Raw genomic sequence first — 13,704 nt, forward strand, 5'->3', positions numbered from 1 at the left:
ATTATATTCCAACGTAGAACGGGTATAAATTTTTCTTGCGTGCTTTGCCTTCGCAGCTCGATGCGGCGAAACTTCTCGTTTAAAGATAAGCATACCAGCCGTTTTGACGCATTTTTATACTGAACTCACTATGTCAAGGCTGATAGTGGGTAGGGTCAGTGACACCCGCTTGTTCAAACCCTTGACGGCGTAGCGCACAACTATCGCAAACACCGCAAGCCAGACCGTTTGCGTCTGCTCGGTAACAAGAAATCGTTTGACCATAATCGACGCCTAATGACAAACCAAGCTCAATGGTTTTGGCTTTTGACAGCTGCTGCAACGGTGTTTGAATCGTCAAGTGGTGCCCTGTAACCCCAGCCTTTGTGGCAAGATTGGCCATATGCTCAAAGGCGGCAATATATTCAGGACGACAATCAGGATATCCAGAATAGTCGACTGAGCTGACGCCAATGATAATATGATTGGCATCGGTCACTTCGGCAACTGCCAAGGCATAAGATAAAAATATCGTATTACGCGCTGGCACATACGTATTGGGGATGGCATCGTTATCGATCTCATCACGTTTTTTATTGGGAAATTTATCGGTATCACCGTCAGGTACGATCATGCTGTGATCTGTTAGTGACGAACCCCCAAGTTGAGCGATATCAATATCGATGATTCTATGATTGACTCCCGCAGTTTCAGCAATAGTTTTTGCGGCAACCAGCTCACTATTGTGACGTTGACCATAGTTAAAGCTGACCGCAGTCACAGACGCATAGCGTGCTTTGGCCCAATATAAACAAGTGACCGAATCAAGTCCGCCTGACAGTAGCACAACGGCATTTTGGCTTTTATGAAGGGTGGTTAAGGTAGTATCGGATGGTTGATTGCTGAAAGTGCTTTGCGTAGTAACGTTGGTCATAGTGATATCTATTATTGGTTTACGAAAACGGCTATTTTAGCAAAAATACGACTGTTACAGAACCATAGGGCGACGATAAAAATGCCTTTATAATTTAATGTCATCTTTTCAATCTGTTAGCAATATTTGTTATAATCGCTGCCTTTAAAGCATTCGTGATAAGACATTAATAGTTTTGATAAATGACACATGCTTTTATCGCAAAACCCTTCTTGTAAATATATTGAGTAACTTATGACTGCAGCGACCTTATTTACGCCAAAAATCATGCCTGAGTTTGACGATAGTATGGATGGAAATACAGTGGCTGCTGAGCAGTCGATGCCTACTGAATCGGCAGAGTTGCAAAAGCTGCAAAAAAAGCTACGCAGACAAGTATCTTGGGCCATTCGCGATTTTAATATGATCGAAGATGGCGACATAGTGATGGTTTGCGTGTCCGGTGGTAAGGACAGTTATACATTACTGGATATTTTGTTGTTGCTCAAACGCATTGCGCCAATCGATTTTGACATCGTTGCAGTCAATCTCGATCAAAAGCAGCCCGGTTATCCTGAAGATATTTTGCCAGCATATCTAAACGAGCAAGGAATTGCCCACTATATCTTAGAAAAAGACACTTATAGTATTGTCAAAAGTGTGGTGCCCGAAGGCAAAACTTATTGCTCAGCCTGTTCACGCCTGCGCCGCGGTTCGTTATATGGTTTTGCCAAGCAAATTGGCGCGACCAAGATAGCCCTTGGTCATCACCGTGATGACATGTTGGCCACTTTCTTTTTGAATTTGTTCCATGGCGGCGCACTCAAATCAATGCCACCTAAATTGCTCAGTGATGACAAACAAAATCTTCTTATTCGTCCATTGGCTTATGTTGAAGAAAAAGACATCATTGAATATGCCCATTTAAAAGCGTTCCCAATAATTCCGTGCAATTTATGCGGTAGTCAAACCAATTTACAACGCGCCATCATTAACGACATGCTGCGCGAATGGGACAATGCTCATCCGCAGCGTTTGGCCTCTATTTTTAAAGCCATGCAAAACGTAGCACCATCGCAATTGGCTGACCGTGAGTTGTTTGATTTTGAGCAGTTACGTCTGGACCGTGATGATACTGAGCGTATGTTCGAAGGTGATAATATTCAAGCAGGGCAGACCGATAGTCTTGCTGAAATTGGCTTACCAATATCACCAAAAACACAAACTTTCAATCCGAGATTTGCTAGCGATAAACCGTCTTTGGCAAATACAGATCAAGCATCAGAAAATCCTTGTCCAACGCAGAAAATCCCAACGATTAATCCTGTTCTTTAGGGCGTGTCGTCAATTAGATTGTATTGTTTATAAAAAACCAGCACATCATTCATGAATGGCTGGTTTTTTTATATGTTTAGACAGTGCAATTTGAATGAAATTAACTTTTGGCAAAAACTGGTAATGGATTGAAGTTAACCTCTGAGCGTGGCAGTTTTGCCACATGTTGCATTCGCCAATCATCTTGACCGTCGTTACTTACTTGTAAGTAGTATTTGGCTTTTACGGGATCCATATCTACTTGCGCGCTGTATTTATTGCCCTCGACATGCTGTAGTACCACATCACGATCTTTTTTGATGTCGGTTGCATGCGAGATAGACAGCTCTAGCTTTTCAGGATATGTAAGCGGCGTGCCATTCAGTAGTTTGCCTGATTGCAAACTTTGTTCAGGATAGTTCAAATAAAACACAATATCGCCATTATCAGCAAGCTGCATTTTGCCGTGCAAATCTAAGTCATGAGTGAGCTTATCACGTGATACATCGTGATAAAGTGTTTTGCCATCCATATACCAGTCGTCACGTACCACGCTGTCACGGATTTGGTAAGAGTAATAAACAAACCAGATACAAGCAACCACTACGAAGGCTGGCAACCCAATAACAAAAATGACCACCATATAGTTCTTATACCATGGCTGAGTATCTTGGTGCTTAAAGTTCGGCTTTGGAGTAGACATAAAATACCTATTAATCAGATACCTATTAGCTGTATCAACGTATAATTTGACGGCTATATTCTGCCAGTTTAATGATAAATCGTACACCCACTAATCACTGATCAGCGGGTAAAATATAATACACTATCTAGCTAAACTCTTATAACTTACTGGCCTTGAGTGGTAAAGATGTTTTGCTTGCTCACCTTATACTTACCATCTTCACTGACCACATTTAAGGTTACGGGTGTTTGACCAAACTCAATAACCTCAGGATCGCCATAAATACTCACAGGCATATCGAAGCTTTCGCCAGCTTCAAGTGGCACATCATTAAAACGTAGCTGTAAAGTCAAACCTTCTTGCGGTGCAAGCGTTATATTATAGGTATGAGCATCCTGCGTTTTATTGGTCAGTTTTACGATGTAACTGTTTTCAATCATGCCTTGATTGTTCATTGAAGACAACTGATTACGGTCACGACGAATATCAATCTCTAAGGGCACACGGTCAGTTAACGCATATATCACGCCGCCACATAATATGGCCAATAAAGCCAAATAAGCAAATAATCGTGGACGAAGGACTCGGCTGGGTTCTTTTTCGGCCAGTTGGCGCTCGGTTGTGTAGCGGATAAGCCCACGTGGATAGCCAACTTTGTCCATGATCTCATTACAAGCGTCGATACACGCGGCACATTGGATGCAACCAACTTGCAAGCCATCTCTAATATCGATACCAGTGGGGCAGACCTGTACGCACATAGTACATTCGATACAATCACCTAGGTTTTCAGGATTGGTGCCTTTTTTGCGGGCGCCGCGCGGCTCACCGCGTTCGTAATCATAGGATACAATCAGCGTATCTTTATCAAACATCACACTCTGGAAACGACCATAAGGGCAGATCTGTACACACATTTGCTCACGCATGTAGCCCGCATTGGCATAGGTTGCAAACGTAAAAATAAACATGGACACCCATATCCATGTTGGCCAGTCGGGGATAGGCATAAAACCTATGGTTTGCCAACTCTGATACAAATAATCTGTCCCAGCGACATAGCTTACAAAAGTCGCTGCTGTACCTACAGAGAGTAAAAACCAAATAGAATATACCACCGAGCGCTTAACTGCTTTGGTTGCACTCATTGGGGCTTTATCAAATTTAATTCGTTTGTTACGATCGCCAATTACCCATTTTTCAACATACTGATAGAGGTGTGTCCAAATCGTCTGAGGACAGGCATAACCACACCATACGCGACCTGCATAGACAGTCACCATAAATAAAGTGAAAGCAGCAATAATGGCAAACGCAGCAATAAAATAAAAATCTTGGGTCAAAAATGTCATGCCGAAAATATAGTAATGCTGTGAAGGGACATCAAACCATATTGCTTGTCTGCCATTATAACGTAGCCATGGCAAAAGCAAAAAAGCAGCCAAAAGCGCATACATCGTGATGACACGAATATTTTGATAAAAACCTGTGACAAACCTAGGATGGACGCGGTGTTTGGTCGCATCAAGATCAACCTGTTGTACAGGAATTTTATTGGATTGTTGTGCTGACATAAACGTGCCTCTTTAAAAAAAGAATCAGTCTGCTGGCATGATGAACAAACACCTTTAATAATAAGATGTAAGAGTGTGCAATGTTATCAATGTCAGTAAGTAGCGGGAAGGGCGTCGAAAATAATAACGTCTACTCCGTCTACCAATTGATCGATTGTAAATAATAGCAAAACCAAAAAATACGATTCGCTGTGTCAAAATCTTTTAGCTTACAGTACGCGCACTCGTTTTTCTTGCTACCTTAATTTTGGAGATTGGTATAACTTAATAAAAATGGGTAATAGCCCTATACATCAAAGACTCGAGAGTGGTTTTTAGGCGTGCCCATTTTAGCATTCTCCCCACTATAAATGGGGTGATAGTGGCAAAAAGCAATCTATATATAAGAACCACTATCGATATACTAATCACTCAATACTCATATGAAGTAATTGCTCTACTATAAATATATAAAAAGGGAGAACTGCAATAACAGTTCTCCCTTTTGTTGATGCTTATCCATTTATAACATAGTGACTAACTAGGACACGCCCTAAACTATCAGTTAGCAGTTGCCGCCGCAGTTACTGGAACAGCGGTGGTAGCAGGGGATGCTTTAGTAGCTGGTTGAGCCGTTCTATCTGATAGTGAGTAAACATAAGCAGCAAGAAGCATAATGCGCTCATTACCTAACTTAGTTTGCCACTCAGGCATCACACCAGCACGACCATAACGCAAGGTCTCACGAACAGTTTCGCGATCACCACCATATAACCAGATATCATCAGTCAAGTTTGGTGCGCCAGTTGAAATCATGCCTTTAGCGTCACTACCATGACAAAGCACACAATTGGTCGGCTCGTTGAAAATTACTTTACCTTGAGCGACCATGGTTTGATCAAGATCATACCCTTCTTGATTGCCAGATATAGACAGGACGTACTCAGATACCGCTCGTACTCCACCTTCACCTATCTGATCACGCCATGCTGCCATACCGCCAACTCGCCCATTATGCAATGTGGTCAAGATGTTGGCAGCTTCACCACCATATAACCAGTCGTTATCGGTCAAGTTAGGATAGCCTACAGCGCCTTTAGCGTTTGAGCCATGGCAAACAGAACAGTTCTGTAAGAACAAGCGGCTACCAACTTTCAAAGCATTTGGGTTTTCAGATAACTTCTCAACGTAAGGCGAAAGCTCTGCAACTTTTTCATCGATCTGAGCTTGCAAATCTGCTGGTGGAGTCTCGCTATGACGCATCGTCGCTTGCATATCTGCAAGTGTTGCTAAGGTCGAGGTAGCGCCACTGGCATCTGCTTTTGCCAAAATGTTCTGTTCAAAGTTATCAGTAAAAACTTTGTTATTGCTCTCAAGCTCACTATACAGCTCGTTTTTAGAGCTCCACGGTACTGTCTCACCATCCACTTGGACCGTCGCAAGGCCATCCCAATGTTTTGGAAACATAGCAGGGAAAAATACCCAATATGCAACACCCCAAACGATAGAGCCAAAGAATATTACTAACCACCACTTAGGCAGTGGCTTATCGTATTCTTGAATACCATCGTAAGTGTGGCCAGTGGTGCCGTCCTCTTCTAGTTTTGGCTTGTACTTCAATACCATTATTAAGATGGCAAGGATAAACGCCCAGCACATGAAACTTAATATGGTAATCCAAGAACTCCAAAAAAATGTCATCATTTATCCTTATTGCGCTGCTCTTCAGACAGAGATTTTATATCTTCGTCATCAAGCGCAAGTTGTGCATCTTCTTCGAAGCGTTTTTTGTTTTTTGGCGAATACGCCCACCATGCAACACCTACGAAGGCAACAAAGGCAGAAACGGTCGCAATCGTTTGTAATTCACCAATACCCATTAGCGCTGTCCTTCCATCGCGGTGCCTAACTGCTGTAGATAAGCAACCAAAGCATCAAGCTCAGTGGCACCAAGAACAGCATCAGGTGCTCCCTCTATATCTTCTTCAGTATAAGGCACACCAAAGCGATCACGGAATAGACGCATTTTACTTTGAACGTTTACTCCATTTACCTCATTGGTAGCAAGCCATGGGAAACCAGGCATTACTGATTCAGGTACTAGTGAGCGTGGATCAATCAAATGCTGTTTTTGCCAATCTTCAGAATAGCGTCCACCAACACGTGCTAGATCAGGCCCAGTACGTTTTGAACCCCATAAGAATGGATGATCCCACGTTGATTCAGCAGCACGTGAGTATGGACCATAGCGTTCAACTTCGGCACGTAACGGACGAATCATTTGGGTGTGACAGACATGACAGCCTTCACGAATGTAAATGTCACGACCTTCAAACTCTAACGCAGTCCATGGCTCCATAGAAGGAAGGGGAGCGTTCACCCCACCTTCTTCGGGACCCTTGTTATCATATATCAATGGCACGATTTCAACTAGCGTTGCAAAGCTAATAGCAATAACGATACCGATGACCAACAAGCCTGTATTTTTTTCAATAATTTCATGCGGTGTACCAGCCATGATCGCTCCTTATACTTTAGCTGTCGAGATTTGATCGACACTAGGTTCATGATCAGTCGGATCAGCAATATCTACAGGCTTACCCTCTGGCATCTTGATTGTTTTATAGACATTATATGCCATTACAAACATACCAGATACATACAGAAGACCACCAAATGCACGACCCATATAGGGGAAATGCGAGAATTCAACGGTATCAACAAAGCTGTATACCAAAGTACCGTCTGGATTGGTAGCAAGCCACATCATGCCTTGACCAATACCTGAAATCCACATAGATACAATATAGAAGATAGTACCCGCTGTTGCTAACCAGAAATGCGTCGTGATCAAGCTGATAGAGTACATTTTTGGTTTGTTATAAATACGCGGTAGCAGTACATATAGTGAACCAATAGTAATCATACCGACCCAGCCAAGTGCACCTGAGTGTACGTGTCCAATCGTCCAATCCGTATTATGCGATAACGCATTTACGGTTTTGATAGACATCATTGGGCCTTCGAACGTCGACATCGCATAGAATGACAATGCCACAATCATAAAACGAATGATCGGATCGGTACGTAACTTATCCCAACTACCTGATAAGGTTAACACGCCATTAATCATACCACCCCAAGACGGTGCAAATAGGATGATTGAGAACACCATAGCAAGCGACTGCGTCCAATCTGGAAGCGCTGAATAATGCAAATGGTGACCACCAGCCCACATATAGGCAGCAATTAATGCCCAAAAGTGAACGATAGACAAACGATAAGAGTAAATAGGACGACCAATCTGTACAGGAACGAAGTAGTACATCATTCCGAGGAACGCCGCCGTTAGATAAAAACCTACCGCATTATGGCCGTACCACCACTGTACCATGGCATCAGTGGCACCGCCAAACAATGAGTAAGACTTAAAGGCGCTAACAGGAATTGCCATACTGTTTACGATATGCAATAGCGCAATCGTAATAATAAAAGCAGCAAAGAACCAGTTAGCCACATAAATATGTGAGGTTTTACGTTTGATGAGTGTGCCGAAGAAGACAATGGCATAAGAGATCCATACCAGAGCAATCAAAATATCGATAGGCCATTCAAGTTCAGCATATTCTTTAGATGATGTTAGACCTAAAGGTAGGGTAATAACCGCCGCTACGATAACCGTCTGCCAACCCCAAAAAGTAAACCAAGCCAGATAAGGGGCAAATAATCTGGTCTTACAGGTGCGCTGAACAATATAATAAGATGTTGCGAACAGGGCTGAACCGCCGAACGCAAAAATAACCGCATTGGTATGTAGCGGTCTTAAACGACTAAACGTCAGCCATGGTATATCGAAATTGAGTGCCGGCCATACTAACTGAGAAGCAATGAACACGCCAATACTCATGCCGACGATGCCCCATACCACGGCCATTGTCGTAAAGAATCTTATGACAGTAATTTCGTATTCACGGTCCACTGGGGCGACTGCTGTGTTTTGTAAACTCATTGGATGATTCCTTTACAGCCCGAATTATCAACAGAATTAACTAACTCTCCGCGTCATCTGCATTATAAAAAGTAATAATCAGACAATGGTTGCGGTACATGCTGTTTTTTGACTTGCTTATTACCGTAACGTTATTTAACTATCAATCTCAGCTTTTGCTTCATATCCGCTAGCATTAATAGACAGAAAAGGCGTTTCAAACGCCCTGCGCTTATAGCTAATTGATAGTAGGATTGTTAAAAGTCGTTAAGGTAAATGAGAAGATGCGCCGTTTTTGAGCATTAAACATCTTATGAGGCTAAGTATTTATCTTAATTATTACCAATAAACGGCACTAATGAAGATAGATACCAATGTCCATAGAGTCGTAAAAACGTACGAACCCCAGACGTATACTAGCGGCGGCTGACAAAAAAACATGTTTACGTAATGTTTAGTTAAAACTCCCGACTCTGTTTAAGGGTATTGTAACGCAATCTTAATCAAATATCATCAGAACTATGCGCCAAAATACAAACTCTTTGGTAAAAATCTTAGCAAGCAACTTATTATGACGATGCTATTTTTCTATCTTATACCCAATATTTCTACTATTCTAGAGAAAGGTTTGGGTCATAAAAAAACAGTAATTACTGAGCATACTGACCGAGGTCCGAAGAATTTTTGTAACAATTGCAGCTTTAGCCGTGTAAATAAGTTTTACTTATCATCAAGCCGACCTTTATAATAAGGCTGAATATGATTGGTGGTAGCGTTTTTTATACCGCTGTTATCAATAATTATTTTATAATTTGGTATCCAGTTAAGCGAGGATGCCAAAAAATTTAGCCTAATATAATACGAATTAAGGACAACAATATGGCAGTATTTTTGACAGATGAATGGTTTGAGCAAGTTGAAAAAATGGGTAACGAAGCGGGTGAGCTCAACTTACCACCAGCATTGGCTAATATGATCGTCAACCTCAAAGTATCGGATACTGAGCAAGATATCGAAGCCAATTTCGCTGACGGTTTATTGCATCAGGGCTTAAATGATTCGGCGACCACCACCTTGTTACTTGACCGTAGTATTTTACAGTCAATCATCACAGATTTTGATACCAATGAAATTATGGGTGCCTTTATGGGTGGTAAGATCCGTGTAGAAGGCGACATGTCGCAATTAATGGCAGTACAAACGGCTCGTCCAAGCACTGAACAGAAAGAGCTATATAAGCGTATCAAGTCGATGACGACTATGGCTTAATTTTATATTCGCAGTGTTTTGTCCCGACGATTGTAATAACACAAAAAGCCCCTAATGCTTATTAGGGGCTTTTTATTTGGTAAGGCATTCAGTCATCCTTAAAAGTAGCGGATGACTCATAAAGTAGTTAACTGGCCTTCGATTGCTGCGCTGTATTTTGCTGGTTTTCTTTATAGATAGCGGCTTGTAGCCATACGTTTGCCTGCACGTAGTCCTGCACTTTAATAGTGGCAGTTTCTGGCGTGTTGAGTGCGCCAATACGTATCACAAAGGGATCAGCATCTTGTTCGCGCAGTATCACTACATCGAACAGAATAATGGATTGACCATTAAACGCCGTCTCTTGCTTGCCAAGTACTTGACCTTGACACCATGCCTCATCTTCTTGCCCCAAAGTGTCACCGAACAGATAGGCACACATATGACCCAGATTAATCTCTACAGGAGCCATTTGTTCTTTGGTTTCTGGTTTCCATTCTTTGATTTGTTCTTGTAGATCATCGGGTATTTTTCCGTCATTGGCCGCCACGATATCGTTAAATGCACGGTGGTAGCGGATGGCTTCTTGATCCTCAACCATAATGACTTCGTGCTGATCGCTCAGTTTAATCTCATGCGCCCAAGCACTTAAATTTACAAAATAAGAGATGTCTCGCTGATATAAATGGCGATTTGGGGTATAAAGCTGATCAAAAGCATAAATGATACTGCCATCAGCAGTGCGCAAGCGTAGCACTGCATCGTGTGAGTTGTCATTGGCGATGATGCGCTCAATTTTACAATTAAGTCCATAAGGACTATCGATACAAGGATAGGCATTGATAAAGCATTCAGGCTTGCCATCTTTCATCGCGAGCACTTGATTGATATGACACGGCTGGTCTTCTGATAGCAGCAGGCAGCTATCCTGAGCACTCACATTACTATTGAGGCCTTTGGGCATTGCCGCCTTTTCAATCATTTTCTGTAGCCATTCTGGCACATCATGACTCATGTCATCGGTCAGAATGCTCCAATGGTCGGCATGACCGGCAGATTGCTCGTCAGTTAAAGTGATCTTAGTGGGGGACTGGATGTTTTTATATTGATAATTAATGGTCATGAAGATACTCAAAATTAAGTCAGCGTGAGGTTTGGACCTAAAACTGTTGTTATTTACGTATCAGCCAATATTTAACACTATTGGTTAATGACAGTAAGCAACGTTGTCATCAGCGAAGGGTCAACAAACAACAATGAATGGTGAATGACAATTGTCCTTAGCATACAATATATAGGTATTGACGCAGGTAATAGCAAGCCCCGTATAAAAAATAGTAACAAAACTGAGTTTTTATCAAAAAAACACAGCCAGTTTGTGCTAATAACTGGCATATATCAGCCAAATTGTGTCAAACTAGCTCCCTTTTGACAGCTGTCTTTGGCTCGTCTGAAACCCTGTTGTTGTGTTCGATTTATGTGTGAGTATGGCAAAAACAAGTGCATTTATTGTTGCTTGTTTATCACATATACAAAGTCGCACGTAGATAAGATAAAGAGTTTGAATATGTTTCGTCCTTTAGCGTTATTTATCGGCTTACGATACACCCGAGCAGAGCGTAGTAATGGTTTTATCTCCTTTATTTCGCTCATCTCGATGATTGGTCTGACTCTTGGGGTGGCCGTATTGATTACGGTGCTATCGGTCATGAATGGTTTTGATCGTGAGTTAAAAACTCGTATTTTGGGTATGGTGCCACAAGCAACGGTCGTCTCAACTGAGATTATCAGTGATTGGAAGCAATTGGCCGATAAAATCAAAGAAGATCCAGAGGTGGCAGCGGTCGCGCCCTTCATTCAACTGCAAGGTATGTTGACATCAAATGGCCAAGTCGCAGGAATTATGGTGACTGGTGTTGATCCTGAGTATGAGAAAAATGTCTCTATCATTAATGAGCACATGATTGAAGGTAGTATTGATACTTTACAAAATGGGGATTTCAGTATCGTACTAGGTGAGGAGATGGTGCAGTCATTGGGTCTGCAACTGGGCGATAAAGTGACTTTGGTATTGCCAGAAGCCTCTCCTTCACCAGCTGGTGTCATTCCAAGATTTAAGCGCTTCACTTTGACAGGTATCTTTACCATCAGTCCTGAAGTAGATAGTCTTATGGCCTTTATTCCAATGGGTGATGCCGCAAAACTGCTACGCCTTCCAGAGGGCGCGCAGGGCGTGCGAATGAAGCTGAATGACATCTTTACCGCGCCAATAGCAGCAGAAAAAGCAGCGGCGATAGCACCTCAGCAGTTGTACCCCAATGATTGGACGCAGACGCATGGCAATCTGTTCGGCGCCATTCAGATGGAAAAAGCCATGGTAGGATTATTGCTATTCCTTATTATCTTAGTCGCCGCCTTTAATATTGTCTCAAGCCTAGTCATGCTTGTTACCGACAAAAAGGCAGACATTGCGATTTTAAAAACCTTTGGTGCCTCGCCTCGTCTGATTACGCAAGTCTTTATGGTACAAGGTGTGGTCATCGGTGTTATCGGGACGATTGCTGGGACAATCTTGGGCATTATATTTGCACTCACAGTCAGTGATATTTTGGGCTTTATTAACCAAGTCTTTAATCTAAATCTGTTTGATGCGTATTTTGTGAATTATCTGCCATCGCAACTGCGCTGGGTGGATGTGGTATTGGTTACTGGTGCATCATTTATACTGAGCTTTTTGGCCACCATTTATCCTGCCCGCCGAGCGGCTAAAATTCAGCCCGCCCAAACACTACGTTATGAGTAATCTAAACGCACCAATACCGAAATAAATAAGATAAAGGAAGCGTCATGTCTGCCATTTTAGAGGCAAAAAATATCAACAAGATATATGATGAAGGGGCAGTGAGTACGCAAGTATTGACTGGCCTAGATTTGGATGTCTATGCTGGCGAGCGCATTGCTATCGTTGGCACCAGTGGTTCAGGTAAAAGTACCTTGCTACATTTGCTTGGTGGTCTTGATACACCAACCAGTGGTGAAGTCTGGCTGCATGGTCAGCTATTGAATATTATGAATGAGACTGAGCGCGGCGCGATGCGCAACAAGCATTTGGGCTTTATTTATCAGTTTCATCATCTGTTGGCTGAATTTACGGCTGTAGAAAATGTCGCTATGCCATTACTGATGCGCCCAAAAGTGTCGACGACCGAAGCGCGTCAGCAAGCAATTGACATTTTAAACAGTGTCGGTCTCGAGCACCGTTTGGCGCACAGACCAGGTGAGTTATCAGGTGGTGAGCGTCAACGTGTGGCTATTGCCCGTGCACTCGTCACTAAACCATCGCTTATCTTGGCGGATGAGCCCACAGGTAACTTGGATTATGACAACGCCCAAAGCGTTTTTGGACTGTTGTCAGAGTTGCAAAGTACCATGCAGACAGCCTTGCTCATGGTAACGCATGATCGCAATTTAGCGGCTCTTGCCGATCGCCAGTTATTGTTGCGTAATGGTCATTGGGAGCAGTATTAGGGCTTCGGCCTGACTATGAGTAAGAAAAGAATAGTCAATAAAATATAAAAAAGGGCGACAGCCTTTAGCCTTACTTACTTTATGAGGATAGATGCCATGAACGAAAATGATGATCCGATTGCTGCTTTTGGTAGTGCTGAAGAAGGTGTTGAACCATTAAAGCCCTACATGGATTCGACACTGTTCGATACGATTGATAAACAGGCACAAATAGAGCTGTTAACGCCTGTTTTTGATGCCATCACTTTGGCTGGGGCAGATTACAATCTAAAAGCGCAAGATAGTGCAACAGGCAAGCGCTATACGCTACTTAAAGATGATAAAGTGATTGAGGTTTTCGTAATGGATACTAACCTTGGCGATAACGTTAAGGCAGCTATAGATAATCATAAAGAGCAAAACGGATTGTTATAAATAAAGGGGCTGTAGTAGATAAGGATTAAATATCACACCATTTCCTCAGAGTTTTAAGCTGATTAGATGGTGACCCGTAGTT

13 protein-coding genes are annotated in these 13,704 nt (G+C 42.4%); 5 read left to right on the forward strand and 8 right to left on the reverse strand.

Annotated elements, in window-relative coordinates; translation table 11 throughout:
* Window positions 1-133 precede the first annotated feature (133 nt).
* The gene (gene queC / locus JMY02_RS08650; RefSeq protein ID WP_201597217.1) at window positions 134-913 is read right to left on the reverse strand and encodes a 7-cyano-7-deazaguanine synthase QueC; all 780 of its coding nucleotides are present in this window, start codon (window positions 911-913) and stop codon (window positions 134-136) included.
* A 234-nt stretch (window positions 914-1,147) separates the two neighbouring features.
* Here queC and ttcA point away from each other — a divergent pair, with 234 nt between their 5' ends.
* The gene (gene ttcA / locus JMY02_RS08655) at window positions 1,148-2,227 is read left to right on the forward strand and encodes a tRNA 2-thiocytidine(32) synthetase TtcA (protein WP_201597219.1); all 1,080 of its coding nucleotides are present in this window, start codon (window positions 1,148-1,150) and stop codon (window positions 2,225-2,227) included.
* Window positions 2,228-2,327: 100 nt separating this feature from the next.
* Here the strand turns inward: ttcA and JMY02_RS08660 are convergent, their stop codons facing one another.
* The 6 genes from JMY02_RS08660 to ccoN all read right to left on the reverse strand — a co-directional run bounded on the left by JMY02_RS08660 (window position 2,328) and on the right by ccoN (window position 8,453).
* A complete protein-coding gene (locus JMY02_RS08660) occupies window positions 2,328-2,909 on the reverse strand; it encodes a FixH family protein (protein ID WP_201597220.1) in 582 nt (193 codons plus the stop codon).
* Window positions 2,910-3,055: 146 nt separating this feature from the next.
* Entirely contained in the window at window positions 3,056-4,465 is a 1,410-nt protein-coding gene (ccoG, locus tag JMY02_RS08665; protein ID WP_201597221.1) for a cytochrome c oxidase accessory protein CcoG, read from the reverse strand.
* A 540-nt stretch (window positions 4,466-5,005) separates the two neighbouring features.
* Window positions 5,006-6,145, reverse strand: a complete 1,140-nt coding sequence (ccoP, locus tag JMY02_RS08670; protein ID WP_201597230.1) for a cytochrome-c oxidase, cbb3-type subunit III — start codon at window positions 6,143-6,145, stop codon at window positions 5,006-5,008.
* Window positions 6,145-6,324: a CcoQ/FixQ family Cbb3-type cytochrome c oxidase assembly chaperone gene (locus JMY02_RS08675; protein WP_021813915.1), complete on the reverse strand. Its 180-nt coding sequence runs from the start codon at window positions 6,322-6,324 to the stop codon at window positions 6,145-6,147. Before JMY02_RS08675 ends, ccoP begins: the two co-directional genes overlap by 1 nt.
* Window positions 6,324-6,962 carry a cytochrome-c oxidase, cbb3-type subunit II gene (ccoO, locus tag JMY02_RS08680; RefSeq protein ID WP_201597222.1) on the reverse strand — a complete coding sequence of 213 codons (639 nt, stop codon included), beginning with the start codon at window positions 6,960-6,962 and terminating at the stop codon, window positions 6,324-6,326. Before ccoO ends, JMY02_RS08675 begins: the two co-directional genes overlap by 1 nt.
* A gap of 9 nt (window positions 6,963-6,971) precedes the next feature.
* Window positions 6,972-8,453 (reverse strand): cytochrome-c oxidase, cbb3-type subunit I, encoded by a 1,482-nt coding sequence (gene ccoN / locus JMY02_RS08685; RefSeq protein WP_201597223.1) that lies wholly within the window; start codon window positions 8,451-8,453, stop codon window positions 6,972-6,974.
* An 858-nt stretch (window positions 8,454-9,311) separates the two neighbouring features.
* On the opposite strand from ccoN, the gene JMY02_RS08690 reads away from it, so the two are divergent.
* Window positions 9,312-9,701: an SCP-2 sterol transfer family protein gene (locus JMY02_RS08690; protein WP_201597224.1), complete on the forward strand. Its 390-nt coding sequence runs from the start codon at window positions 9,312-9,314 to the stop codon at window positions 9,699-9,701.
* 127 nt (window positions 9,702-9,828) lie between these two features.
* Here the strand turns inward: JMY02_RS08690 and JMY02_RS08695 are convergent, their stop codons facing one another.
* Window positions 9,829-10,803 (reverse strand): hypothetical protein, encoded by a 975-nt coding sequence (locus JMY02_RS08695; protein ID WP_201597225.1) that lies wholly within the window; start codon window positions 10,801-10,803, stop codon window positions 9,829-9,831.
* 444 nt (window positions 10,804-11,247) lie between these two features.
* Here JMY02_RS08695 and JMY02_RS08700 point away from each other — a divergent pair, with 444 nt between their 5' ends.
* The 3 genes from JMY02_RS08700 (at window position 11,248) to JMY02_RS08710 (ending at window position 13,622) form a co-directional block, all read left to right on the forward strand.
* Window positions 11,248-12,483, forward strand: a complete 1,236-nt coding sequence (locus JMY02_RS08700; protein WP_201597226.1) for a lipoprotein-releasing ABC transporter permease subunit — start codon at window positions 11,248-11,250, stop codon at window positions 12,481-12,483.
* 44 nt (window positions 12,484-12,527) lie between these two features.
* A complete protein-coding gene (gene lolD, locus JMY02_RS08705; RefSeq protein ID WP_201597227.1) occupies window positions 12,528-13,208 on the forward strand; it encodes a lipoprotein-releasing ABC transporter ATP-binding protein LolD in 681 nt (226 codons plus the stop codon).
* Between the two features lie 96 nt (window positions 13,209-13,304).
* The gene (locus JMY02_RS08710; RefSeq protein ID WP_021813924.1) at window positions 13,305-13,622 is read left to right on the forward strand and encodes a hypothetical protein; all 318 of its coding nucleotides are present in this window, start codon (window positions 13,305-13,307) and stop codon (window positions 13,620-13,622) included.
* Window positions 13,623-13,704: the final 82 nt, after the last annotated feature.

The sequence above is a fragment of the Psychrobacter vallis genome, from assembly GCF_904846715.1.
In the GTDB taxonomy this organism is placed as follows: Bacteria; Pseudomonadota; Gammaproteobacteria; order Pseudomonadales; family Moraxellaceae; genus Psychrobacter; species Psychrobacter vallis.

Bases quoted from the DNA above. Each gene is read 5' to 3' on its own strand.
- queC (WP_201597217.1), bottom strand. From the start codon at position 913: ATGACCAACGTTACTACGCAAAGCACTTTCAGCAATCAACCATCCGAT.
- ttcA (WP_201597219.1), top strand. From the start codon at position 1,148: ATGACTGCAGCGACCTTATTTACGCCAAAAATCATGCCTGAGTTTGAC.
- JMY02_RS08660 (WP_201597220.1), bottom strand. From the start codon at position 2,909: ATGTCTACTCCAAAGCCGAACTTTAAGCACCAAGATACTCAGCCATGG.
- ccoG (WP_201597221.1), bottom strand. From the start codon at position 4,465: ATGTCAGCACAACAATCCAATAAAATTCCTGTACAACAGGTTGATCTT.
- ccoP (WP_201597230.1), bottom strand. From the start codon at position 6,145: ATGACATTTTTTTGGAGTTCTTGGATTACCATATTAAGTTTCATGTGC.
- JMY02_RS08675 (WP_021813915.1), bottom strand. From the start codon at position 6,324: ATGGGTATTGGTGAATTACAAACGATTGCGACCGTTTCTGCCTTTGTT.
- ccoO (WP_201597222.1), bottom strand. From the start codon at position 6,962: ATGGCTGGTACACCGCATGAAATTATTGAAAAAAATACAGGCTTGTTG.
- ccoN (WP_201597223.1), bottom strand. From the start codon at position 8,453: ATGAGTTTACAAAACACAGCAGTCGCCCCAGTGGACCGTGAATACGAA.
- JMY02_RS08690 (WP_201597224.1), top strand. From the start codon at position 9,312: ATGGCAGTATTTTTGACAGATGAATGGTTTGAGCAAGTTGAAAAAATG.
- JMY02_RS08695 (WP_201597225.1), bottom strand. From the start codon at position 10,803: ATGACCATTAATTATCAATATAAAAACATCCAGTCCCCCACTAAGATC.
- JMY02_RS08700 (WP_201597226.1), top strand. From the start codon at position 11,248: ATGTTTCGTCCTTTAGCGTTATTTATCGGCTTACGATACACCCGAGCA.
- lolD (WP_201597227.1), top strand. From the start codon at position 12,528: ATGTCTGCCATTTTAGAGGCAAAAAATATCAACAAGATATATGATGAA.
- JMY02_RS08710 (WP_021813924.1), top strand. From the start codon at position 13,305: ATGAACGAAAATGATGATCCGATTGCTGCTTTTGGTAGTGCTGAAGAA.